Raw genomic sequence first — 22,871 nt, 5'->3', positions numbered from 1 at the left:
ACCGATGCGGGGCAGCCGCAAACCGTCACTCCGGATCAGGTCCGTGTCCAGCGCGGTCAAGTCCTTGATCGCGAAAAACTCTTTTCACGGCGCAGACGCGCCGTGGCTGGATGCCGGATCCAGCCCGGCATGACGGAGGAGAAGCTTCATGAAAAATTCAACGTCACCATCGCGAGCACCACGTATCGCCCGACCTTCGCGATGGTGACCAGCAGCAGAAACACCGGCAGCGGCTCTTTCATGATGCCGGCCGCAACCGTTAGAGGGTCCCCGATGATCGGCGCCCAGCTGAGCAGCAGGGACCATTTGCCGTAACGCCGGTACCAGTTCTGCGCCCGTTGCAGCGCAGCCTCCCCGACCGGGAACCAACGTTCATGTCGAAAACGTTCGATGCCACGGCCAAGCAGCCAGTTGGCGAAGGACCCGGCGACATTGCCGACACTCGCCACGACAACCAGCAGCCAGACGGGCTGGGATTTCAGAAGAATGAGCCCCGCAAGCGCCGCCTCCGACTGCATGGGCAGGATGGTCGCCGCAATGAACGCCGTCAGAAACAAACCCGCATATACAGCCAGATCGGCCATTCCGTGCCCTTCATCATCCGCGAATCCCATCGCTGTCCCTGAAGTGGCGGATAAGGGCCGCGGCGGTCAAGCGGCTCTGCCGCGTGGAGGCCGGTTCTCAAGCTGAATTCGCGGCAATGGCGCGCACAATATCGTCATGATCCACCGCGAGAAGCGCCTTGTGGATGGATAATTGCCGGGTCGTACCGGAAACGGCGAGGATGACGATCACCGTTTCCCGTGGCGGGCAATCCGGCAGCGCGCAGGAAAGCTCGCTGACGGTAATACTGTCTTCCGGCTTGAGTTGCAGCAAATCGCGTGACCATTGCTTCAGAAGACGCGCGTGCGAGATGATCGCGGAGCCACTGCGTGCAAGCGGATTGTTCATGCCCTGCCCTTTCGCCTTGCCTGCGCGGCCAATGTGTCGAAAAGCTCGCGAATGGGCTTTTGCGGCATGTCCATGCCGATCAGCACGATACGTGTCGAACGATCTTGATCCGGCCAGCGCTCCAGGCGGGTAAGCGGATAAAGCCGATGCTGCACCGCGTGGGCGACAACCGGTCGCTCCGGATCATCCGTCGCCCCGAAAATTCCCTTGAGCCGCAGCAGACCGGAATGCACATTGCTGGTGACGAGCTCTAGAAAAGTCACAATGGCCTGGGGGTCAAAAACCCCGTCAAAGGTGAGATTAAACGCCTCGACCCCGACGCCGTGGCGGTTGATATCGTGCTGATGGGCCGCATGAAGGCTCAGCCTGTCGGCCGCGAGCCATGCAGGCGCATCCTCCGCCTTGCCGCACAGCGAATAATCCGATGCGTTGAACAACGACATCAGATCGAAATCGGCAGCGTTGCGATCATGAAACGAGGCTGCGGGATTGAGATCGGTGAGGCTTTCGCGGTCCAGCGCCGCGTCATCGGTCAGATCGGTCTTCGTCAAAACGATGTGGTCGGCAAAGGCAAGCTGTTTCCAGCCCTCAATGAAGCTGTTGAGCATCGGCGGGCCCGAGACAACGTCGAAAGCCGTCACCACGCCCGAAAGATGAAAATGCCGGGCGACGATGTGATCCCGCAGGCCCAGCGCCGGTGTGCCGCCGGCGATGAGGCTGTTGATGATCGGCGCAGGATCGGCAAGACCGGTGGTTTCGATGACAACCCGCGAGACATCAGGCATTACCCCTTCCAGAATGGCCTGATGCAGTTCGTAAAGCGAGGTGCGGATATCGCTCGTGGCGGTGCAGCAGATGCAACCCGTCGTCGTTCTGAAATATCGTTCGGACCCCGTCCGCACCAGACCGTGGTCGATGGGCACCGAGCCGAATTCGTTGACGATCACGGCCGCATCCCGCATGGCCGGCTCAGCCAGAAGCGCGTTCAGCAAGGTGGTCTTGCCTGCACCGAGAAAGCCGGTAAGCAGGGTAACCGGCACCGTTCGCAATGATGGCAGGCCAGCCGAATCGTCCCTGCGCTCAACCGCCTTTTTACGCTTCAATCCGAACACATCCACCTCTTCGCCCGCACAAATTCACAGCAATGCAATACGTAATGTAATAACATATCAATGGCAACTATTGGATTTCGACAGGAGAGAATCCAGCGGAGACACGCGCCGGTGGCCAAGCGCATGAAAAAACCGTGGAACGAAGGAAATGGAATAATAAATCCGTTTCCTTCACTTTCGTTTTAATCGTTCCACGTTCTATTGCATTTTCGTTAGAGTTCGCTTTTAATCGGCAATGCTAATACAGAAAAGATCGCCCGCAGCCATATCGAGGAGGATAGGCTGCAATTAAGGGGCTGTATCTTTTACTGTTTTCATAATGGGAGGAATCGCCTTGAAAAAACTCAGCTACCGCCTCGCCGCGGCATCCGCGCTTTCGTTTTTTGTCACATCGAATGCATATGCAGTAACGGACATTCAGTGGTGGCACGCCATGACCGGCGCCAATAACGAGGTCGTGGATACGCTTGCCAAAGAATTCAACGATAGCCAGAAAGAATACAAGATCACGCCCGTCTTCAAGGGCACCTATCCGGAAACGCTGAATGCCGGTATCGCGGCGTTCCGCGCCAAGCAGCCGCCGGCGATCATTCAGGTCTTCGACGCCGGTTCGGGCGTGATGATGGGTGCTGCCGGCGCCATCAAGCCGGTGGCGGACGTGCTGAAGGAAGGCGGCTACACTTTCAACAAGGCCGACTATCTGGCCGGCATCGTGGCCTATTATTCCAAGCCTGACGGCACCATGCTGTCCTTCCCTTACAATTCGTCCTCGCCGATCCTCTATTACAACAAGGATGTCTTCCAGAAGGCCGGCCTCGACGCCGCCAACCCGCCGAAGACCTGGCCGGAAGTTTTCGAAGCTGCCAAGAAGATCAAGACCAGCGGTGCCGCGCAGTGCGGTTTCACCTCCACCTGGCTCACCTGGATTCAGACCGAAAACTTCGCCGCCTGGAACAACGTCTCCTATGGCAGCAATGAAAACGGCCTTGGCGGCACAGATGTGAAGCTCGCGGTCAATGCGCCGCTCTTCGTCGAGCATTTCCAGGCGATTGCCGATCTCGCCAAGGACGGCACCTTCCGTTATGGCGGCCGCACCTCCGAAGCCAAGCAGCTGTTCATGTCCGGCGAATGCGGCATCCTGACCGAATCCTCTGGCGGCCTTGGCGATATCGTCAAGACGGGCATGAATTACGGCATCGGTCAGCTTCCCTATTATGAGGGCCATGGTCCGCAGAACACCATTCCCGGCGGCGCCAGCCTCTGGGTTTTCGGCGGCAAGAGCGATGCCGAATATAAGGGCGTGGCCGAGTTCTTCCACTTCCTCTCCCAGACCAAGATTCAGGCGCGCCTGCATCAGGTCTCCGGCTATATGCCCGTGACCATCGCGGCCTATGAGGAAACCAAGAAATCCGGTTTCTATGACAAGAACCCCGCCCGTGAAACGCCGCTGCTGCAGATGATGGGCAAGCCGCCGACAGAAAACTCCAAGGGCGTGCGTCTCGTGAACCTGCCGCAGGTGCGCGACATCATGAATGAGGAATTCGAGGCGATGCTGGCCGGCAAGCAGGACGCGAAAGCCGCCCTCGACAAGATCGTCGAGCGCGGCGATGCGGCCATCAAACAGGCTGCCGGCAACTAAACGATCCCCTGCCCCGCCCGCATCCTCAACAGGGTGCGGGCGGCATTCCCATCTCATCAGGAGATCGCCGTGCAAAGCGTCGTATTCCCCAACAAGATCCTGCCCTATCTGCTGGTCGCGCCGCAGATCATCCTCACGGTGATCTTTTTCTTCTGGCCGGCAAGCCAGGCGCTTTACCAGTCGACCATGCGCGAGGATGCCTTCGGGCTGAGCAGCAATTTCGTCGGGCTGGCGAATTTTTCCGCCGTGCTGTCGGATGAAAGCTATCTGAACTCGCTGCAGGTCACCGTCATCTTCAGCATCCTGACCGCGCTCGTCTCCATGGGGCTGGCGCTGCTTCTGGCGACGGCGGCGGACCGCGTGGTGCGCGGCAAGGGCTTTTACCGCACCATGATGATCATGCCCTATGCCGTCGCCCCTGCGGTGGCCGGCATGTTGTGGCTCTTCATGTTCAACCCTGCCATGGGCACCTTCTCCTACATCCTGCGCCGCAACGGCATCATGTGGGACCCGCTGCTCAACGGCGATCAGGCCATGCTGCTCGTCGTCGCGGCGGCTGCCTGGAAACAGATCAGTTACAATTTCCTGTTTTTTGTCGCAGGCTTGCAGGCAATTCCTAAATCATTGCTGGAGGCGGCCTCCATAGATGGCGCGCGCGGTTCGCGGCGCTTCTGGACCATCGTTTTCCCGCTGCTCGCGCCGACCACCTTCTTCCTTCTGGTCGTCAACACGGTTTACGCCTTCTTCGATACCTTCGGCATCATCCATGCCGTCACCGGCGGCGGCCCGGCCAAGGCGACGGAAACGCTGGTCTACAAGGTCTATAATGACGGCTTCGTGAACCTCAATCTCGGCTCTTCCGCCGCGCAATCCGTGATCCTGATGGTGATCGTCATCGCGCTCACCGCCTTCCAGTTCCGCTTCGTCGAGAAGCGCGTGCATTACGGCTGAGGATTTCACAATGATTGAAAATCGCCCGGTCGCCCGCGTGATCGCCCATCTGATGCTGGTACTCGGCATCATCATCGTGGCCTTCCCGATCTATTACACCTTCGTCGCCTCCTCCATGACGTCGACGGATATCATCCGCCCGCCAATGTCGCTTTTGCCCGGCGACCATCTTGGCGCCAATTACACCGAGGCCATGGTCGGCGGTGTCGAAAGAGTGGTCGGCGTCAGCCTCGAACGGCTGCTGTTCAACAGCTTCGTCGTGGCGCTCGCCATCGCCATCGGCAAGATCGTCATTTCGTTCCTGTCGGCCTTCGCCATCGTCTTCTTCCGCTTTCCCTTCCGCATGGGCTTCTTCTGGATGATTTTCATCACGCTCATGCTGCCGGTGGAGGTGCGTATCCTGCCCACTTACAAGGTCATCGTCGATCTTGGGCTTATCGACACCTATGCGGGATTGACGCTGCCCCTGATGGCATCTGCGACGGCAACCTTCCTGTTCCGGCAGTTCTTCCTGACCATTCCCGGCGAGCTGGTCGAGGCGGCACGCATCGACAATGCAGGGCCGTTCCGCTTCATGCGGGATATCCTGCTGCCGCTGTCGAGAACCAATATCGCCGCCCTTTTCGTGATCCTGTTCATCTATGGCTGGACCCAGTATCTCTGGCCGCTGCTCGTGACCAACGACGCCAGGATGAACACGATCATCATCGGCTTGAAGCGCATGGTGGATTTCACCGACGCTTCGACGCCCTGGAATTATGTGATGGTGACGGCGATCCTCGCCATCATCCCCCCGATTATCGTTGTGGTGCTGATGCAGCGCTGGTTCGTCAAAGGTTTGGTGGAGACCGAAAAGTAATGGCAAAAATTGCGCTGAAAGACGTCCGCAAGGTTTATGGCGGCAATGTCGAGGCCATCAAGGGCGTATCGATGGACATCGCCGACGGCGAAATGATCGTGCTGGTCGGCCCCTCCGGCTGCGGAAAATCCACCCTGCTGCGCATGATCGCCGGGCTGGAAGGCATTTCCGGCGGCCAGATCGTCATCGGCGACCGTGTCGTCAACGATCTGGAACCCTCCGACCGCGATATCGCCATGGTGTTCCAGAACTATGCGCTTTATCCGCATATGACGGTTCGCCAGAACCTTGCTTATGGCCTGAAGAACCGCAACACGCCGAAGGAGGAAATCGAGCGGCGCATCACCGAGGCGGCCAAGGCGCTGGAGATCGAACAGTTCCTGGAGCGCAAGCCGCGCCAGCTTTCCGGCGGCCAGCGCCAGCGTGTGGCCATGGGCCGCGCCATCGTGCGCAAACCGGCAGCCTTCCTGTTCGACGAGCCGCTCTCCAATCTCGATGCCAAGCTGCGCGTGCAGATGCGTGTGGAAATCCGTCGCCTGCAGCGCTCGCTCGCCACGACCAGCGTTTATGTCACCCATGACCAGATGGAGGCCATGACGCTGGCAGACCGGCTGGTGGTGCTGAATGCCGGCCGCATCGAGCAAATGGGCACGCCGATCGAGCTTTACGAAAAGCCGGCAACCACCTTCGTCGCCACCTTCATCGGCTCGCCTTCCATGAACCTGCTGAGCCATGGTGCGACATCGGCAAACGGCTCTTCCGGCTGGTCGGTGCAGGGAACCGCAGCACTGCCGCAGGGCGTCGCCACGCTCGGCATCCGCCCCGAAGACATTACCCTTGCCGATGAAGCCCCCGCAGACGCCGCCTTCACCGGAACTGTTCAGGTGGACGCCGTGGAACTGGTGGGGGCGGAAAGCTATGTGCATGGCTCCTTTGCAGACGGCACCACCATCGTTTTCCGCGTTCACGGCCGCTCACAGCTGCGCATCGGCGAAACGCTGAAGATCGCCGCCCAGGCGAAGGATTTTCACCTGTTCGATGCGGCGGGGAAGAGAATCTAAGCCTGCCGACGAAAAAGGGACACCCGCCACTCGGCGGGTGCTCGCACTATTGCAAGAATCTCCGGCGGCTCGTTACCAGACGAGCTCCACCTGCGGCCGACCGTTGGAGGTTTTCTCCACCGTGCGGCCGGATGTATCGACATTGCAATGAACGCGCTGCCGGAAGGCGGAAAAGCTTTCGAAAGTCACCACATCCACCGGATCGTCGAGATGCAGGGTCAGCCGGTAGCGTTCGGGATCGCCGCCGAGCGCCTGCACGCCCAGAACGGAGGCCACAAAAGGCTGGCCGAGGTAAAAACCTTCCACCCTAGACCCCAGAAGATAGGGGTTGAAGGCGGGGCGATTGCCGGCCGATGCGTGGAGGGTGTTCCAGTCGCGGAAGCCATATTGCGCGGCGATGAGTTCCAGCGCTTTCGAATGGGTGATTGCCTGCCCCTGATCCTCAAGGGCGGCGCGCAGGCGTTTTGCCTGTTCTTTCAGTCCCTCAAGTGCGGGAAGCGGTTTGGACACGTTCATAACGGTTCTCCAACATGCGCATGCCGACTATTCCGAAGGGGGTCCGCGTTGCCATCGACGACATGCAAAACATGGGATGACCGTTATTAAAGAAAGAGCTTCACCAGGGGCGCAAACGCCTGCGGACGGCCGGGGCTCTTTGCCCGTGGCCGTCCCTATAGCCCAGAAAGCGCCGCCCGTCAAAGGCGGTGCTCAGCCGATCCCGTGATCAGAAGCGATAGGTGATACCCGCGCCGATCAGCCACGGATCGAGCTTCGCCTTGCCGCTGATCGGCGTGCCGCCGAGTTCCGCCGTCCAGTCGGTCTTGAGGAAGATTTTCTTCACGTCGAAGTTCACGCCCCAATGCTCGTCCAGCATATAGTCGAAACCGACCTGCACGGCTGCACCGACCTTGTTCTTGACATCGAGATTGCTGAAACCGGGCTTTTCCGTCTGGTTATAGAACAGCGAATAGTTCACGCCCGCGCCGATATAAGGCTTGAAAGCACCGAAATCGGTGAAGTGATATTGCAGCGTCAGCGTCGGCGGCAGCAGCCACGTCTTGCCGACCGGCGTGCCGGCCAGCACGCCTTCGCCGTTGATCTTGGCATAGGTGGTGCCGAGGATAAGCTCCGCGGCGAAGTTTTCGGTGAAGAAATAGCTGATGTCGAGTTCCGGGATCACGGTGTCCGAATAGGACAGGCCCGCTCCCGGCAAACCGTCGACGCTACCGCTGTCATGGGTGATGACGCCGAGGCCGCGCACGCGCAGCATCCACGGGCTTGCCGCCGCAATCGCCTCTTCGGCGGTGGGGGCCGGCGCTGCCTGGGCCAGATCGGCAGCCATGGCATTGGCGGATACCAGCATGGCCGCAACGCCAACTGCGACACTGGCAAGCAAGGTGGTTTTTTTGTTTCTGTTCGTCATTCCATCTCTCCTATAGCGCACCGCAGCCGGGCAAGTCCCCGGAACCGGCTGATGACGGCGGGCTTTCGCGAATCTTCGCCTGCCGCAACCGCTTGGGGCCACTATGACGAAGGGAGAGACGGGCCGATTGAGATGGATCAAACCGGGACCCCGATCATGGATCGGAACGATTAACCGGCAAGGATTGTGACAATTACGCAACAAGTGCCGTCCGGCGATCGTGGAGCTCGTGCACAACGCGCCGGCAGATGCCGGAAAAATACGAAAAAAGGCCTGCAAATGCAGGCCTCCTTCCAGTGCATCACGTCTATCAAGCGGCCTGGGGCGTCAGGGTTGCGGAGCCCGGCTTGCGCAGAAGCAGAACCGAGACGGCCGCGATCATGCACATCAGACCGGCAATCTGCAGCGCGGGCATATAGGTATCGAAGTCGCTCTTGAAGAAACCGGCGCCAAAGGCGGCTGTGGCGGCTCCCAGCTGGTGGCCCGCAAACACCCAGCCGAAAACGAGACCGGCCTTTTCGCGGCCGAAATTCTCGGCAGCGAGCTTCACCGTCGGCGGCACCGTCGCCACCCAGTCCAGCCCATAAAAGACGGCAAAGACTGAAAGCTCCACGAAGCTGAACCCCGAGAATGAAAGGTACAACAGGGACAGGCCGCGCAGACCGTAGAACCAGAACAGCAGGAAGCGATTGTCGAACCGGTCGGAAAGCCAGCCTGCGAAGATCGTGCCGAAGAAATCGAAAATGCCGATCACCGCCAGCGTGCCCGCCGCCGTCACCGCAGCCATGCCGAAATCGCCGCAGATCGAAATCCAGTGTGTCTGGATGAGGCCGTTGGTCGAAAGCCCGCAGACAAAGAAGGTGCCGAAAAGCACCCAGAACACCGGGTTCCCCGATACGCTCTTCAGGGTCACCAGCGGCGATACCAGTGTGGCGAGAAGATTGTGATCCTGCTTGACCGGCTTCGCCACCGCCGTCTCGCCATAGGCCGGCAGGCCGACATCGGCAGGATGGTCACGCATCAAAAGCAGGACGAGAACCATGGCGGTGGCGATTACCGCAACGGACAGGGTCAAGGCGGTTCGCCAGCCGTATGCTTCCGTCAGCGCCGCCAGCAGCGGCAGGAAAACCAGCTGGCCGGTGGCGTTGCTCGCCGTCATGAGGCCGATCACCAGTCCGCGACGCTTGGAAAACCAGCGTGTCGCCACGGTGGCGCCCAATACCAGTGCGGTCATGCCGGTGCCGACGCCGATCACCACGCCCCAGAGCAGCAGCAATTGCCACACCTCGGTCATGAAGAAGGAGGCGACAATGCCGCCCATGATCAGGGCAAGCGCGGTGGAAACCACCTGCCGGACGCCAAAACGATTCATGAAGGCAGCGGCAAAAGGCCCGAGCAGGCCAAAAAGCACCAGCCTGACGGCCATTGCGGAGGAAATATCGGCGATATCCCAGCCGAATTCCTGATGCAGCGGCTGGATCATCACCCCGGCGGATCCCATCGCACCGGCGGTGGCCAGCATGGTCAAAAAGGTGGTTGCAGCAACGAGCCAGCCATAATGCAGATTTCTGCCGGCCATCCAGCTGGCGAGGCGTGTGGAGAGCATGTTCAAATTTCCTTTCCAGCGGCCGCGGCCGATATTTTGCGGGTATATACCCCGTATTGCGGGCAGATACCCGCTTATGTCCCCAAAAATCACAGGGCTGCGAGCAGTTCCTGCAATTGCGCTGTCTTCTCAGGCCCAAGCCGGGCCTCGATTTCATCCTGCACCCCATCCCAGAGCGGCGCGCCCGCTTTCAGGATCGCGTGGCCTTCCTTCGTCACGGTCAGCATCGCTTCCCGCTGATCCTCGCCGTGACCGATGGCCACCAGACCCATGCGAGCCAGCACCTTGGCGTTGCGGCCGACGGTGGAACGATCAAGTTCCACCCGCGCGGCCAGATCGGTCAACGAAACCGGCGCCGTGCGATTGATGTTCCGCAACAGGCTGAACTGACCGATATTCACCCCGAGCGGCGCCAGGGCCTCGTCATAATAGGACGAAACCTTGCGGGATGCTTTGCGCAACAGGATGCAATGGCAACTATCGTTTGGCATTTGTCTCGGGTATATACCCGTAAATTTCTGTGCGCAAGAGGCGCTCCGAGAAATTATCGGCGGGCAACGGCCGACCCCAAAGCCATAGAGCAGAAACAATAAACCCCGGCTTTGGGCCGGGGTTTGATATCAGCAGCGAGGCCGGCCTCAGGCAGACAGCCTGCGCCCGCTTGCCACCAGCAGGCCGGCAGCGCCTTCAAGCCAGCCGGCTTTCAGTTCCAGCGCCAGGAAACGGCTGCGCTCGAACGGGCCGGGCATGATGAGGTGCTGGGCCTTGTCGGCGAAAAAGCCGAAGCGCTCGTAATAGGGTGCATCGCCCACCAGAAGAACGGCGCCGTGGCCGCGCTTGGTGGCTTCGGCAATGGCGGCGCGCATCAGCGCCGAGCCGATGCCCTTGCCCTCATGGGCGGCATCGACGGCCAGCGGGCCGAGCAGCAGCGCTTCGACGGCGCGGCCTTCGCGCGAGATGCCGGCCTCGACGTTCCATAGGCGCACCGTGCCGATGACATGGCCGTCCTCATCGCGGGCGACGAGCGCCAGGCCTTCGGCCGGAATGCGACCCGCGCGCAGCTTTTCGGAAGACTTGCGGCGGCGGCCGGCGCCCATGGCGCGGTCCAGCAGGTTCTCACGGGCGACGACATCGCCCGGATTTTCCTGATCGACTTGAAATGTCTGCGGCGTGAAAAATGCCCGTACCGAATTCAAAAGAGCGGCCATCCTTGGCCTCCCGTCACACTACCGCCCACACGCGGCCCTTGATGAAAAATTGGTGGAGCCGTTCCGGCCCGCCGACACGCTTTCCTCGGCTGGAAGAGGTGCAGCAAGCAGGGATTTGCGCATCAGCACAATCGGCAAAGCCGGAACGGAAGCTTGGTCGAGACGCCGCCCTGCTCAGCGGGCGGCGATCGGATCAGATGACGTAGGCCTTCAGCGGCTCGAAACCGTTGAACGCGACCGCCGAGTAGGTCGTCGTGTAAGCGCCCGTGCCTTCGATCAGAACTTCGTCGCCGATGGTCAGCGAGACCGGCAGCGGGTACATGTTCTTTTCATACAGCACATCGGCGCTGTCGCAGGTCGGGCCGGCCAGAACGCAGGGCTCCATCTCGTCCTGATCGCGTGTCGTGCGGATCGGGTAACGGATAGCCTCGTCCATCGTCTCGGCGAGACCGCCGAACTTGCCGATGTCGAGGAACACCCAGCGGTGGTTGTCATTGTCGGACTTGCGCGACACGAGAACGACTTCCGCCTTGATGACGCCGGCATTGCCGACCATGCCGCGGCCCGGCTCGATGATCGTCTTTGGGATCTGGTTGCCGAAGTGCTTGCGCAGCGCCGTGTCGATCGCCTGACCGTATTCTTCGGCAGCCGGAACGTCGCGCAGGTACTTGGTCGGGAAACCACCGCCCATGTTGACCATCTGCAGGTGGATGCCCTGCTTGGCGAGCGAAGCGAAGACGCGCTTGGCGTCGGCCAGCGCCGCATCCCATGCGTCGAGGTTCATCATCTGCGAACCGACATGGAAGGATACGCCGTAGGATTCGAGGCCGAGCTGATGTGCATAGACCAGAACGTCGACAGCCATCTGCGGCACGCAGCCGAACTTGCGCGACAGCGGCCATTCGGCGCCTTCGCCATCCGTCAGCACGCGGCAGAAGACGCGCGCGCCGGGAGCGGCACGGGCGACCTTCTCGACTTCCTCATGGCTGTCCACGGCGAAGAGATCGATGCCGAGCGCGTGGGCGCGAGCAACATCGCGTTCCTTCTTGATGGTGTTGCCAAAGGAGATACGGTCAGCCGTCGCACCGGCATCGAGCGCCATCTGGATTTCAGCCACGGAGGCGCAATCGAAGTTGGAGCCGAGCGAAGCGAGCAGCTTCAGGATTTCGGGAGCCGGGTTTGCCTTGACGGCGTAATAAATGGCGCTGTTCGGCAGGGAATGCCGGAAAGCGTTGAAATTGTCGCGCACGACGTCGAGATCAACCACGAGGCAAGGGCCTTCGGGACGTCGGGTCTTGATGAAGTCGAGAATGCGTGCAGTCGTCATCGATGTATTCCCTGTTAAACCGGCTCCGGAAAAATCCGGAGGACAAAGGACGCTCGAGATATGCATTCGAATCAGCCGGTGGAGGCGCAGAATCGATAGCATACGCTCAAGGCGCGAATGTGAACGATGCCCTGCCAGAGCATCATTCGGCTTTGTCTGCCATGGATTGGAGGGAATGACCCGACCGCACTTCAGGCAATGATGGTGTGCCTCTTTAGTACCCCGGCTGATGGAAAGCCGGCAGAGAACCAGAAAGGCCCGCACCGTCGTTGCTTCGTATGTCCTCGCATTTTCCGGTTGGCCGGAATAGCGACTGGAGGGGTTAGTTCCAGGTACCTTACCTAAATCCTCACCACATCGAGGAATCGGCGGACACACATGGGCACGTGCGACTTTGGGCAGCACGGGAGATAAGAATATTCGCAGTCATAATCAAGAGGATTTTTTCACCAAAGAGCGGATTTTTTCGGCAGTGAATTAAGGGTTGAACAGTCCGCGCTCGCCGTTCAATTATATGGAACGAACTGGAGGATTTTCATGGACACGCTCACCCGCATCCGCGCCTTTATCGATGTCGTCGAAGCGGAGGGTTTTTCCGCCGCGGCGCGCAAGACGGGGCGTTCCAAGGCGCTTCTGTCCAAATATGTGCGGGAACTGGAGGACGATCTCGGCGCGCTGCTCCTCAACCGCACCACCCGGCAGTTCTCTCTGACGGAAGCCGGGCACACCTATTACCGCACCGCTTCCGACATTCTGAAGGAAATCGATAACCTTGCCGATCTGGTGCGCGAAAAGAATGCCGACCTCAAGGGCAAGCTCAGGATTTCCGTTCCCCGCACCTTCATCGATGCCGATGTCGGCCAGAGTCTGATCGACTTCGCCAAAGAAAATCCGGAACTGTCGCTGGAAATCGTCGCGGAAGACCGATTCGTCGACCTGATCGAAGAGGGTTTCGATCTTGCGGTTCGCATAACCCGGCTGGAGGATTCCGGTCTCATCGCCCGCAAGCTTTCCGATTTCCGGGTCTATGCGGTGGCGACGGCGGATTTCGTGGCGCAGCACGGGCCGCTCGACGGGCCGCAGGATTTCTCCCGCGTTCCCTTCATCATCGACACCAATACGCGGTTTCACAATACGGTACGGTATCTGGAGCCGGATGGCGGTTCGAACTCCGTCACCATCAGCGGACCGATCGAGGTCAACAGCCCGCAGGCGACGCTGCGCGCCGCCCGCGCCGGGCTCGGCATTGCGCTCGTGCCCGATTTCATCGCCAGACCCTATATCCAGTCCGGCGAGCTGGTGACGCTGTTCGACGATTATATTTCCAAGGACAGGGGTATCTATGCGGTCTATCCGCATCGCCGTTACCTGCCCGCCAAGGTTCGCAGCTTCGTGGATTATCTCTCGGCCTGGTTCAGGAAGAACGGGTGAGCCACAAAATGAAACGCCCGCCTTGCGGCGGGCGTCGGCGTTAGCGGAAAATCAGATCAGAACGGCGAATCCGGGAAGTAGAACTGCTCGGCATTGTCCTTGGTGATGAGCGTCGCATCGAGGATATATTCACCCGCAACCGGCACCTGATCATAGAAATGCCCGGCCGTCAGCTGCATGGCGGTCGCCACCATCGCCGGCGGGTAGAGCACGTCGACCGGCACGAGCTTGTCGCCGTCCATGACCTTCTTGATCATGTCCTTGGAACCGGCGCCCGCAACGATGTACTGGATATCGGTGCGTTTCGCCTGCTGGATGGCTTCCAGCACGCCGATAGCCATGTCGTCATCCTGACACCAGACCACGTCGATCTTCTTGTACTTGGTCAGATAGTCCTGCATCACGCGGAAGGCGTCGTCGCGGTTCCAGTTGCCGTACTGGCGGTCGAGAACCTTGACGCTGGAACCGGCGATGCCCTTGTCGAAACCATCCTGACGCTGCTGGTCGATCGGGATCGGCAGACCGCGAATGACCACGACTTCGGCGTCAGGCGTCGTCTTCTTGATGTATTCGCCTGCCACCTGGCCAAGTGCGGGGTTGTTGCCGGCAACATAGAGATCGCGGATCGAATTGTCGTTGACGCTCGGCGCGCGGTCGACCAGCGCGACGAAGGTGCCCTTGTCCTTGATCTCCTTGATGGCGTTGACCAGCGGATCTGGATCGGACGGCAAGACGACCAGAGCATCGAGCCCCTGCACGGCAAGGTCCTGCAGCGCATTGGCCTGATTGGCGGCGTCCGGCGACGTCTTGACGATGACGTTGAGCCCCGGATGTTCCTGCATCAGCAGCTTCGCCACACGCTCGGCATGGTAGACGACGCCCGCCGTCCAGCCATGGTCGGCCGCTGGAATGGATACGCCGATGGTGACCTTCTTGTCCTGCGCATGCGCTGAAGCGGCAAGTACCGTGGCCAGCGCGGCAAAGGCCACGCCGATGAATTTACTACGCATAGTCTCTTTCCTCCCAAGACCGGGGCGTTCCTCCTTCAACCGCGCCTGCCCCACATGGCGCGGCATGATACGTCACCTGCGGCTGAGCGAACGCTGCACCAGCATGGCGATGATGATGATGGCCCCCTGAATGGCGCCGATCAGATATTCGCTGACGAAGTTCGACAGGATCATGATGTTGCCGACGATCTCCAGAATGAAAGCACCGCAGATCGTCCCCCAAATGCGCCCTACCCCGCCCCTCAGCGCCGTGCCGCCGACAACGACGGCGGTGATGGCCTGCAACTCCCACAACATGCCTGTCGTGGCCGAAGTGGAAGCGAGGCGCGGCACGTAAAGCAGCACCGCAACGGCGACACACAGCCCCTGAACCACATAAGCGATGGTGCGGACCCGCGCGACCGAGATGCCGGAATAACGCGCCACATCCTCGCTCGACCCTACTGCGGTCAGATGCCGCCCGTAACGGGTGCGGTAAAGCACGAAGGCGGCTATCGCAGCGGTGACGAAGATAACGATGACCGGCACCGGCACGCCCAGAACATTGCCGAAATAGACCGGACGATAAAGCGTCTGGATTTCCGGGTTGCGCAGCGTGATCGCCCCGCCCTGCGACAGCCATGTGGTCAAGCCGCGATAAATGCCCATGGTGCCGAGCGTGGCGATGAAAGGTTCGATACGGCCAATGGTGGTGATGAGGCCGTTCGTCAGCCCGCAGGCAGCCCCGATGGCGAGCGCCAGCGCCATGGCGGTAAGCAGCATTAAAAGCGGACTGGCGATGGCGCCGCTATTCATGAACAGGATCATCAGGCTGGCGACGAAAGCCACCATTGCGCCCACCGAAAGATCGAGCCCGCCCGATGTGATGACGTAAGTTGCGCCGAGCGCGATGATGGCGATGAAGGCGCTGCGGGTGATGACGTTCAGGAGATTGTCGATGCCGATGAAATTGGGATTGGCGATGGTTCCGAGAACCAGCAGCAGGGCCAGCGCCACGAAAGGCGCGACGGCGCGCAGATCCCAGTCCTTCGAGGTCTTCGGCGTTTTGCCGTTGTCAAATGCGGCCTCAGTCATGTTTCCCCTCAGTCTCTTTTATCAGGCCATCTTTCCCGGCACGCGGGCGCTCAGGCGGGTTCCTGCGTGTGGACACCCGTCGCCAGCGCCACGATGTCGTTTTCAGTCATGCGCTCACCCGTCACCTCGCCGACGATCCGGCCCGACCGCATCACCAGAATGCGGTCGCAGATGCCGATCAGCTCCGGCATTTCCGAGGAAACGACGATGATCGAGCGCCCCTCATCCGCGAGCCTGGCGATGAAGCGGTAAATCTGTTCCTTGGTGCCGATATCGATGCCGCGCGTCGGTTCGTCGATGATGACGATGGACGGATCGACGAGCATCATCTTGGCCAGCAGCAGCTTCTGCTGGTTGCCGCCGGAAAGCTGGCCCGCCAGCAGATCCTTGCGTCCGGTACGGATGTCGAAATCCCGGACCGCATCATCGAGCGCTGCCGTTTCCCGGCGGGTATCGATCTGAAACAGCCGGCTGAATTTCTTGAGCGAAGCAAGCGTGAGATTGACACGCAAATCCTTGGCAAGCAGCAGGCCCTTGCCCTTGCGGTCCTCGCTCAGATAAACGATGCCGGCTTTCAGGCTGTCTTCCGCCTTTGCGAAATGCACCGGCCTGCCATGATGTCGCACCGTTCCCCGGCCGGCGCGCAGGCCGAGTATTCCTTCCATGAGTTCCGTTCTGCCCGCGCCGACCAGACCCGCAAAACCCAGGATTTCGCCCCTGCGCAGGTTGAAACCGGCATCCTGAGCATGACCCGGAACAGTAAAATACTCCACCTGCAGAACCGGCTCGTGCTCGCCGCCGGCGGCGCGGTCCGGATAAAGCTTGGCGACATCGCGCCCCACCATCAGCCGCGCCATATCGGCAGGGTTCAGCGCCGATGCCGGATGGGAGGCGACCAGCCTGCCGTCTCGCAGAACCGTCACCCGGTCGGCGATCTCCTTCACCTCCGGCAGACGATGCGAAATATAAAGCACGGCCACGCCTTTCGCCCGGATGTCCCTGATGACATTCAGCAGCGCATCCGTTTCGATGGGCGTAAGGCTCGCGGTCGGCTCATCGAAAATCACCACACGATGCGGCACCAACAGAACGCGGGCGATCTGCACCAGCTGCCGCTGGGCAATCGACAGGCTGCCGACAATGGCGTCCGGATCGATCGTACCGCCGAGATCGGCGATTGCCTTGCGGGCGCCGGCGCGCATGGCGCGATCGTCCACCATGGCGCCCCGGCGCATTTCGCGACCGAGATAAATGTTCTGCGCCACCGTCAAATCCGGGGCCAGCAATATTTCCTGATGCACGAGAACGATGCCGCGATGTTCGGCATCCACCGGACCGCTCAGCGTAACGGCTTCGCCATCGATGCGGATTTCGCCGCCCGACGGCTTTTCATTGCCGGCCAGCAGCTTCATCAGCGTCGACTTGCCGGCGCCGTTCTCGCCAATGATCGCGTGGACCTCACCGGCCCGCACCGCGATCTCGATGTCCTTGAGAACCTGTACCGGCCCGAAAGACTTGGACAGCCCAACCGTCCGGATAAGGGCGTGGTCTGGAGATTCGTCAGCAAAAGCCATGTGCCGTCACCGGTATCCGGTGTGAACGGACGGCATTTGCCCCTTGATTTTATCTGAAACGACCATCTGCGAACTCCTCCCAAAGCTCGAGGAAGAAGCTAGCGTCCGTTTTGAGGTACGTAAAGCAAATTTCGCTGGTGTTTTATAATACACTCAAATTTGACCACAGGAACCGCGCCAGAAGGTCGCGAAAGTCGCGTCATGACGCGGAGGAGCGCTGGAACCCCTTCATCAGACGGTGCACGGCTTCAGCGCCCTCCTTGGCCAGATCGAAACGCTTGCCGAACAGCAGCCAGTCGGAGCACATGCCTTTCAGCAGCCAGTAGAGCGCGTCGAGCGCAGAGTCCGCCGTCCAGTTGTCGTTGAATGCGCCTTCCGCCTGCGCCCGCGCGAAAGCGCCCTCGAGCCGATCCTTGTGATACCGGTCCAGTTCCTCCTGCGCGTGCAGCACCGGGGCGAACTCATCGGAGTAATTGGTGCGCAGGCTGATGGTCATGATGCGCTGGCGTTGCTCATCTTTTGAAAGAAGCGTCAGCCATTTGCAGGCCGCTTCCTCGATCTTGGCCAGCACAGCCAGCCCCTTGACGTCGGGGTCGCCGAAATCGAGCAGATCCGATTCCGGCAGGGACACCGATTGATAGAGGCCGATAAAGAGATCGCTCTTGCTGGAAAAATGCCAGTAGATCGCCCCGCGCGTAACGCCGGCCGCAGCCGCCACCTCATCCAGAGAGCTGTTGGCCACGCCCTTCTTGAAGAACACCCGCTCGGCAGCGGCAAGGATCGCCTGACGGGTCTCTTCTGCCTCGGCCTTGGTTCGGCGCATGCTGATGTCTCCTTCCAGTCGCGGCACGGCGCTTTCGCACCGTGCCCTGTTTGCGGTGCCGGGCTGTCAGTCAGATGAACGCATTCACGTGACTTTTCGCCCAGCCGTCACACCCGTTTTATTCCGCCGGCGATACGGCGTCAGCAGCAATCTCATTCTCCTTCTTCCGATCCCCGAAAATCTTCATGACGAAGACGAAGAAGACGGGAACGAAGAAGATCGCAAGGATCGTCGCCGAGATCATGCCGCCGAGCACGCCGGTGCCGATGGCGTTCTGGCTCGCCGCGCTGGCGCCCGAAGCAATCGCCATCGGCAGCACGCCGAGCGAGAAGGCGAGCGACGTCATCAGGATCGGCCGGAAGCGCAGATGCGCCGCCTCCACCGTCGCATCATAGGTGGATTTTCCTTCCGCCCGCAAATCCTTGGCGAATTCGATGATCAGGATCGCATTCTTGGCGGACAGGCCAATAATCGCGACGAGGCCTACGAGGAAGTAGACGTCGTTCGGCATGCCGCGCAGCATCACCGCCGCCACCGAGCCGATGACGCCGAGCGGCACCACCAGCATGACGGAGAGCGGAATGGACCAGCTTTCGTAAAGCGCTGCCAGCAGCAGGAAGACGAACAGAACGCTGAGCCCGATCAATGCCGGTGCCTGCGAACCGGACTGGATTTCCTGCAGCGACTGGCCGGTCCATTCGAAACCGAAGCCGCTCGGCAACTCACCCGCTAAGCGCTCCATTTCGGCAATGGCGTCACCCGACGAATAACCAGGTGCGGACTGGCCGCCAATACGGACCGCCGGATAGCCGTTGTAACCGACCACCTGCGAGGGACCGCGCACCCATTCCACCGTGGCGAATGAGCTCACCGGCACCATGCCGCCATTGGCATTGCGGACGTTGAGGTTCAAAAGATCCTCCGTCTTCATGCGCTGGCCCTGTTCCGCCTGCACCGTCACGCGCTGCATGCGGCCGGCATTGGGGAAGTCGTTGACGTAGGAGGAACCCATATTGGCCGAGATGGTGGCGTTGATGTCGCTGAAGGTGACGCCGAACGTATTGGCCTTCTCACGGTCGATGATGAGATTGACCTGCGCCGCATCCGGCATGCCTTCGATACGAAGACCGGCAAGGATGGGGCTCTGACGGGCGGCGGCCATCAGCTGCGCACCGGCGGCGCTGAGAGCCGCCTGTCCCGCGCCCGAGCGATCCTGCAGGCGGAAGGTGAAGCCGCTGGAATTGCCGAGGCCCTGGATTGGCGGCGGCGACAGCGCAAACGACATGGCGTCCGGAAGACCCCACAGCTTGGCGTTGACGCGCGCCGATATGGCGGCGGCGGAATCGTTCGGTCCGCGTTCGCTCCAGTCCTTCAGGGTGGCGAAGGCGAGACCCGCATTCTGGCCGGAGCCGGAGAAGGAGAAACCCGAAACCGCAATCACACGATCCACCGCCGGCTCTTCCATGAAGATCTTTTCGATCTGCTGGATGGATTGCAGGGTGCGGTCGCTGCTGGCTTCCGCCGGCGCCTGAATGTCGACGATCAGGTAGCCCTGATCTTCGTTCGGAAGGAACGAGCTTGGCAGTTGCATATACGCCCAGCCAAGACCGACCAGCAAAGCCGCGTAAATGACCATGAAGCGGCCGGAACGCTTGATGATGCTGCCGACGGACGAGGAATATTTGTGCGAGGCCTTGTCGAAGCCGCGGTTGAACCAGCCGAAGAAGCCCTTCTTCTCATGATGTCCGGCCTTGATGGGCTTCAGAAACGACGCGCAGAGCGCCGGCGTGAGCGACAAGGCAAGGAAGCCCGAAAACAGGATCGACACCACCATCGTCAGGCTGAACTGCTGGTAGATGATGCCGACGGCGCCGGGGAAGAAGGCCATGGGCACGAACACGGCGGTCAGCACCAGCGTGATGCCGATGATCGCGCCGGAAATCTGGCCCATCGCCTTGCGGGTGGCCTCCTTGGGCGACAGATGCTCTTCCGCCATGATGCGCTCGACATTCTCGACGACGACAATCGCGTCATCCACCAGAATGCCGATGGCGAGAACCATGGCGAACATGGTCAGAACGTTGATCGAGAAACCCGAGACATACATGATGGCGCAGGTGCCGAGCAGCGCCACGGGCACCACCAGTGTCGGGATGATGGTGTAGCGGATATTCTGCAGGAAGACGAACATCACCACGAAGACGAGGATGATCGCCTCGATCAGCGTGTGAATGACCTTTTCGATCGAAATCTTGACGAAGGGGCTGGTGTCATAGGGAATTTCATATTCCAGACCCGACGGGAAATATCGCGACAGCTCTTCCATGGTGGCGCGAACGCCCTCGGAGGTCTGCAACGCATTGCCGGTGGGCGAAAGCTGCACGCCGATGGCGGCGCTCGGCTTGCCGTTCAGGCGGCTCGAGAAGTTATAGCTTTCGCCGCCCACTTCCACCCGCGCGACATCGCGCAGCCGTACGGACGAGCCGTCCGGATTGGCGCGCAGCACGATGGAGCCGAATTCTTCCGGCGAGGTGAGCTGGCCCTGCACGTTGACGGTTGCGGAAATCTGCTGGCCGATGGGATTTGGCGATGCACCGATGCGGCCGGCAGCAACCTGCGAATTCTGCGCCTGAATGGCGCCGATGACGTCGTTGGAGGTGAGACTGAGGCCCAGCATCTTGTCCGGGTCCATCCAGATACGCATGGAGCGCTGGGTGGCAAAGAGCTGCGCGCTTCCGACACCGGGAACGCGGCGCAATTCGCCGAGCACGTTACGGCTGAGATAATCGCCGAGACCGATGGCGTCCGTGTTGCCGTCGACGGAGGTGAGCGCCACCATCATCAGGAACGACGTGCCCGCCTGCTCCACGCGCAGGCCCTGCTGCGTCACCGCCTGCGGCAGGCGGGGTTCGACGCGCGCAATGCGGTTCTGGACCTCCACCTGGGCTTCACCGATGTTGGAGCCCGGCGCAAAGGTGACGTTGATGGAAATGCGACCCGAGGATTCCGACGTCGATTCGAAATAGATCAGGCCTGGAACGCCGTTCAGCTCTTCTTCGATGGGACGCGTGACGCTCTGGTAAATATCCTCCGGCGACGCGCCCGGATAGGTCGTCGAGACGGAGATCTGCGGCGGGGCGACATTGGGATATTGCGCAATCGGCAGCATGGGAATGGCGAGCAGACCCGCCAGCATGATGAAGATGGCGACGACCCAGGCAAAAATGGGCCGATCGATGAAAAAACGTGCCATGAAATCGGTCCTTATTGCTTCGCAGCCGGAGCCGCGCTCTCGCTGTCAGCGGCGGTTGCGACATCGGCCTCATCGGACCACGGTTCCGGCTTCACTTTCGCGCCCGGAGCGGTCTTCTGGAAACCTTCGGCCACGACGCGGTCGCCATCCTTCAGGCCCTCGGAAATCACCCAGCGATCGCCGATGGAACGGCCGACGCTGACACGACGCTGCTCGACCGTGTCTTCGGAATTGACGACAAGCACGCTCGCCTGACCACCGGCATCGCGCTGAACCGCCTGCTGCGGCACGGCGAAGGCCGCTTTCTGGATACCCTGCTGGATCTGCACGCGGACATACATGCCCGGCAGCAGATCGCCGTTCGGGTTGGGGAACTCACCGCGCAGCGTCACCTGACCGGTGGTTTCATCCACCGCCGCTTCGGAAAACAGCAGGCGGCCGGGCAGCGGGTAACGGCTGCCGTCATCGAACAGCAGGTTGACTTCGGCTTCGTTCGGGCCGGTCATCAGCTTACCATCCTGCAGGGCCTTGCGCAGGCGGATAAGATCGGCTGCCGGCTGGGTGAAGTCGGCATAGATCGGATCGAGCTGCTGGATCGTCGCCAGATTTTCCGAGCCGGTGGCGCTGACGAGGGCGCCTTCCGTAATACGCGCGCGACCGATGCGGCCGCTGATCGGGGCTTTGACTTCGGCATATTGCAGATTGAGCTTCGCTTCCGCGACACCGGCTTCGGCCACGGCCACCTCGGCATCGGCCTGCGCCAGCTGGGCGATGGCGTTATCGAATTCCTGCTGGGAACCGACGTTTGAACGGCGCAGCTGCTGTTGTCTGTCGGCCGTCTGCCGCGCCTGAAGCTGCGCGGCCTGCGCCCGGCGCAACGTGCCCTCGGCGCTGTCGACACGCACCTGGAACGGCGCGGGATCGATCCGGTAGAGAACATCGCCCTCCTTCACCAGCGAGCCCTGTTCGAACACCCGCTCCACGATAATGCCGGAGACACGCGGGCGCACTTCGGCAAGCCGCGTCGGCGCAATGCGTCCTGGCAATTCGTTGGTGATGGGCAGTTCTTCCTGGCTCACCGTCACGACCTTCACCGCACCGGGCGGCGGCGCGCCGGGCGCAGACGCCTGCTCATCGCTACATCCGACAAGAACGATGCCCGTCAACAACACCGCCGCGATCTGCCCCAATCTCTTCGCCATACTGCGCTCCGAATCCATAAAAAATGTCACATTTACATACATACTAAGACGTATGTAAAATTTCGGCAATGAAATTGTTGCAGTGCAAAAGCCGTCTCACGCGCTTGTGAAGGTGCGTGAGACGGCTTGCGGAGAGCGCTGTAATGGGGAATGGAGGACTAACTGGCGTTCGAGGAAGGACATATCGCGGCGAGCCGGAGGCGACAGTCGGACGAATGAAGCTTTCCGCTGTGTCCGTCGCGACCAAACCACCGCTGCGCGGTTTAGATTCCGCGACAACATTCTCTCGACGTCATCCTCGGGCTTGTCCCACTACTGTCCGGTTTAAATTTGCGGCCATTGGAAGGCCATCTGGTTTTGGTTTGTG

General features: G+C 60.7%; 20 protein-coding genes. 5 read left to right on the top strand and 15 right to left on the bottom strand.

The features are described 5' to 3' along the window. Positions 1–146: 146 nt before the first annotated feature. The 3 genes from BTE54_RS11010 to BTE54_RS11000 all read right to left on the bottom strand — a co-directional run bounded on the left by BTE54_RS11010 (position 147) and on the right by BTE54_RS11000 (position 2,063). Positions 147–584, bottom strand: a complete 438-nt coding sequence (locus tag BTE54_RS11010; protein ID WP_004445041.1) for a YqaA family protein — start codon at positions 582–584, stop codon at positions 147–149. 97 nt (positions 585–681) lie between these two features. Continuing rightward, positions 682–951, bottom strand: coding sequence for a hypothetical protein (locus BTE54_RS11005; protein WP_006700378.1), 270 nt, complete (start codon positions 949–951; stop codon positions 682–684). Next, complete coding sequence (locus BTE54_RS11000; protein ID WP_198939125.1) at positions 948–2,063, bottom strand: GTP-binding protein; 1,116 nt, start codon at positions 2,061–2,063, stop codon at positions 948–950. Before BTE54_RS11000 ends, BTE54_RS11005 begins: the two co-directional genes overlap by 4 nt. Before the next feature lie 328 nt (positions 2,064–2,391). Here BTE54_RS11000 and ugpB point away from each other — a divergent pair, with 328 nt between their 5' ends. The 4 genes from ugpB to BTE54_RS10980 all read left to right on the top strand — a co-directional run bounded on the left by ugpB (position 2,392) and on the right by BTE54_RS10980 (position 6,573). After that, on the top strand, positions 2,392–3,702 hold the full coding sequence (gene ugpB / locus BTE54_RS10995; RefSeq protein ID WP_198939126.1) for a sn-glycerol-3-phosphate ABC transporter substrate-binding protein UgpB: 1,311 nt from the start codon (positions 2,392–2,394) through the stop codon (positions 3,700–3,702). Between the two features lie 69 nt (positions 3,703–3,771). Beyond that, complete coding sequence (gene ugpA, locus BTE54_RS10990; protein ID WP_078052474.1) at positions 3,772–4,653, top strand: sn-glycerol-3-phosphate ABC transporter permease UgpA; 882 nt, start codon at positions 3,772–3,774, stop codon at positions 4,651–4,653. A gap of 10 nt (positions 4,654–4,663) precedes the next feature. Continuing rightward, positions 4,664–5,512 carry a sn-glycerol-3-phosphate ABC transporter permease UgpE gene (gene ugpE / locus BTE54_RS10985; protein ID WP_078052473.1) on the top strand — a complete coding sequence of 283 codons (849 nt, stop codon included), beginning with the start codon at positions 4,664–4,666 and terminating at the stop codon, positions 5,510–5,512. Continuing rightward, complete coding sequence (locus BTE54_RS10980) at positions 5,512–6,573, top strand: sn-glycerol-3-phosphate import ATP-binding protein UgpC (protein ID WP_078052472.1); 1,062 nt, start codon at positions 5,512–5,514, stop codon at positions 6,571–6,573. Before ugpE ends, BTE54_RS10980 begins: the two co-directional genes overlap by 1 nt. Before the next feature lie 72 nt (positions 6,574–6,645). On the opposite strand, the gene BTE54_RS10975 is transcribed toward BTE54_RS10980, so the two are convergent. From BTE54_RS10975 to odc2, 6 genes are all read right to left on the bottom strand, one after another. After that, positions 6,646–7,089 carry a glyoxalase superfamily protein gene (locus BTE54_RS10975; protein ID WP_077984241.1) on the bottom strand — a complete coding sequence of 148 codons (444 nt, stop codon included), beginning with the start codon at positions 7,087–7,089 and terminating at the stop codon, positions 6,646–6,648. A 208-nt stretch (positions 7,090–7,297) separates the two neighbouring features. Beyond that, positions 7,298–7,996, bottom strand: a complete 699-nt coding sequence (locus BTE54_RS10970; protein WP_078052471.1) for an OmpW family protein — start codon at positions 7,994–7,996, stop codon at positions 7,298–7,300. A gap of 310 nt (positions 7,997–8,306) precedes the next feature. Further along, on the bottom strand, positions 8,307–9,602 hold the full coding sequence (locus tag BTE54_RS10965; protein ID WP_078052470.1) for an MFS transporter: 1,296 nt from the start codon (positions 9,600–9,602) through the stop codon (positions 8,307–8,309). Positions 9,603–9,691: 89 nt separating this feature from the next. Further along, positions 9,692–10,093, bottom strand: a complete 402-nt coding sequence (locus BTE54_RS10960) for a MarR family winged helix-turn-helix transcriptional regulator (protein WP_020813347.1) — start codon at positions 10,091–10,093, stop codon at positions 9,692–9,694. A gap of 147 nt (positions 10,094–10,240) precedes the next feature. Next, positions 10,241–10,810 (bottom strand): N-acetyltransferase, encoded by a 570-nt coding sequence (locus BTE54_RS10955; protein WP_065655481.1) that lies wholly within the window; start codon positions 10,808–10,810, stop codon positions 10,241–10,243. A 193-nt stretch (positions 10,811–11,003) separates the two neighbouring features. After that, complete coding sequence (odc2, locus tag BTE54_RS10950; protein ID WP_035261035.1) at positions 11,004–12,137, bottom strand: ornithine/lysine decarboxylase; 1,134 nt, start codon at positions 12,135–12,137, stop codon at positions 11,004–11,006. A gap of 537 nt (positions 12,138–12,674) precedes the next feature. On the opposite strand from odc2, the gene BTE54_RS10945 reads away from it, so the two are divergent. After that, positions 12,675–13,568, top strand: coding sequence for a LysR family transcriptional regulator (locus BTE54_RS10945; RefSeq protein WP_065655482.1), 894 nt, complete (start codon positions 12,675–12,677; stop codon positions 13,566–13,568). A gap of 56 nt (positions 13,569–13,624) precedes the next feature. Here BTE54_RS10945 and BTE54_RS10940 read toward each other — a convergent pair whose 3' ends face one another. The 6 genes from BTE54_RS10940 to BTE54_RS10915 all read right to left on the bottom strand — a co-directional run bounded on the left by BTE54_RS10940 (position 13,625) and on the right by BTE54_RS10915 (position 22,504). Continuing rightward, complete coding sequence (locus BTE54_RS10940; RefSeq protein ID WP_020810860.1) at positions 13,625–14,578, bottom strand: substrate-binding domain-containing protein; 954 nt, start codon at positions 14,576–14,578, stop codon at positions 13,625–13,627. A gap of 72 nt (positions 14,579–14,650) precedes the next feature. Further along, entirely contained in the window at positions 14,651–15,652 is a 1,002-nt protein-coding gene (locus BTE54_RS10935; protein ID WP_078052469.1) for an ABC transporter permease, read from the bottom strand. 50 nt (positions 15,653–15,702) lie between these two features. Beyond that, positions 15,703–17,226: a sugar ABC transporter ATP-binding protein gene (locus tag BTE54_RS10930; RefSeq protein ID WP_078052468.1), complete on the bottom strand. Its 1,524-nt coding sequence runs from the start codon at positions 17,224–17,226 to the stop codon at positions 15,703–15,705. Between the two features lie 199 nt (positions 17,227–17,425). Continuing rightward, complete coding sequence (locus tag BTE54_RS10925) at positions 17,426–18,049, bottom strand: TetR family transcriptional regulator (RefSeq protein WP_078052467.1); 624 nt, start codon at positions 18,047–18,049, stop codon at positions 17,426–17,428. Positions 18,050–18,167: 118 nt separating this feature from the next. Then, the gene (locus tag BTE54_RS10920; protein ID WP_078052466.1) at positions 18,168–21,302 is read right to left on the bottom strand and encodes an efflux RND transporter permease subunit; all 3,135 of its coding nucleotides are present in this window, start codon (positions 21,300–21,302) and stop codon (positions 18,168–18,170) included. A gap of 11 nt (positions 21,303–21,313) precedes the next feature. Then, positions 21,314–22,504, bottom strand: coding sequence for an efflux RND transporter periplasmic adaptor subunit (locus BTE54_RS10915; RefSeq protein ID WP_078052485.1), 1,191 nt, complete (start codon positions 22,502–22,504; stop codon positions 21,314–21,316). Between the last annotated feature and the right edge of the window lie 367 nt (positions 22,505–22,871).

Source organism: Agrobacterium sp. YIC 4121, from assembly GCF_002008205.1.
GTDB lineage: Bacteria > Pseudomonadota > Alphaproteobacteria > Rhizobiales > Rhizobiaceae > Agrobacterium > Agrobacterium leguminum.
Note: the sequence above shows the minus strand (reverse complement) of the source record. Positions and strands in the feature narration are given on the sequence as shown.

Coding starts and splice junctions, on each gene's coding strand:
- BTE54_RS11010 (WP_004445041.1), bottom strand. CDS start 584: ATGGCCGATCTGGCTGTATATGCGGGTTTGTTTCTGACGGCGTTCATT.
- BTE54_RS11005 (WP_006700378.1), bottom strand. CDS start 951: ATGAACAATCCGCTTGCACGCAGTGGCTCCGCGATCATCTCGCACGCG.
- ugpE (WP_078052473.1), top strand. CDS start 4,664: ATGATTGAAAATCGCCCGGTCGCCCGCGTGATCGCCCATCTGATGCTG.
- BTE54_RS10980 (WP_078052472.1), top strand. CDS start 5,512: ATGGCAAAAATTGCGCTGAAAGACGTCCGCAAGGTTTATGGCGGCAAT.
- BTE54_RS10975 (WP_077984241.1), bottom strand. CDS start 7,089: ATGAACGTGTCCAAACCGCTTCCCGCACTTGAGGGACTGAAAGAACAG.
- BTE54_RS10970 (WP_078052471.1), bottom strand. CDS start 7,996: ATGACGAACAGAAACAAAAAAACCACCTTGCTTGCCAGTGTCGCAGTT.
- BTE54_RS10965 (WP_078052470.1), bottom strand. CDS start 9,602: ATGCTCTCCACACGCCTCGCCAGCTGGATGGCCGGCAGAAATCTGCAT.
- BTE54_RS10960 (WP_020813347.1), bottom strand. CDS start 10,093: ATGCCAAACGATAGTTGCCATTGCATCCTGTTGCGCAAAGCATCCCGC.
- BTE54_RS10955 (WP_065655481.1), bottom strand. CDS start 10,810: ATGGCCGCTCTTTTGAATTCGGTACGGGCATTTTTCACGCCGCAGACA.
- odc2 (WP_035261035.1), bottom strand. CDS start 12,137: ATGACGACTGCACGCATTCTCGACTTCATCAAGACCCGACGTCCCGAA.
- BTE54_RS10945 (WP_065655482.1), top strand. CDS start 12,675: ATGGACACGCTCACCCGCATCCGCGCCTTTATCGATGTCGTCGAAGCG.
- BTE54_RS10940 (WP_020810860.1), bottom strand. CDS start 14,578: ATGCGTAGTAAATTCATCGGCGTGGCCTTTGCCGCGCTGGCCACGGTA.
- BTE54_RS10935 (WP_078052469.1), bottom strand. CDS start 15,652: ATGACTGAGGCCGCATTTGACAACGGCAAAACGCCGAAGACCTCGAAG.
- BTE54_RS10930 (WP_078052468.1), bottom strand. CDS start 17,226: ATGGCTTTTGCTGACGAATCTCCAGACCACGCCCTTATCCGGACGGTT.
- BTE54_RS10925 (WP_078052467.1), bottom strand. CDS start 18,049: ATGCGCCGAACCAAGGCCGAGGCAGAAGAGACCCGTCAGGCGATCCTT.
- BTE54_RS10920 (WP_078052466.1), bottom strand. CDS start 21,302: ATGGCACGTTTTTTCATCGATCGGCCCATTTTTGCCTGGGTCGTCGCC.
- BTE54_RS10915 (WP_078052485.1), bottom strand. CDS start 22,504: ATGGCGAAGAGATTGGGGCAGATCGCGGCGGTGTTGTTGACGGGCATC.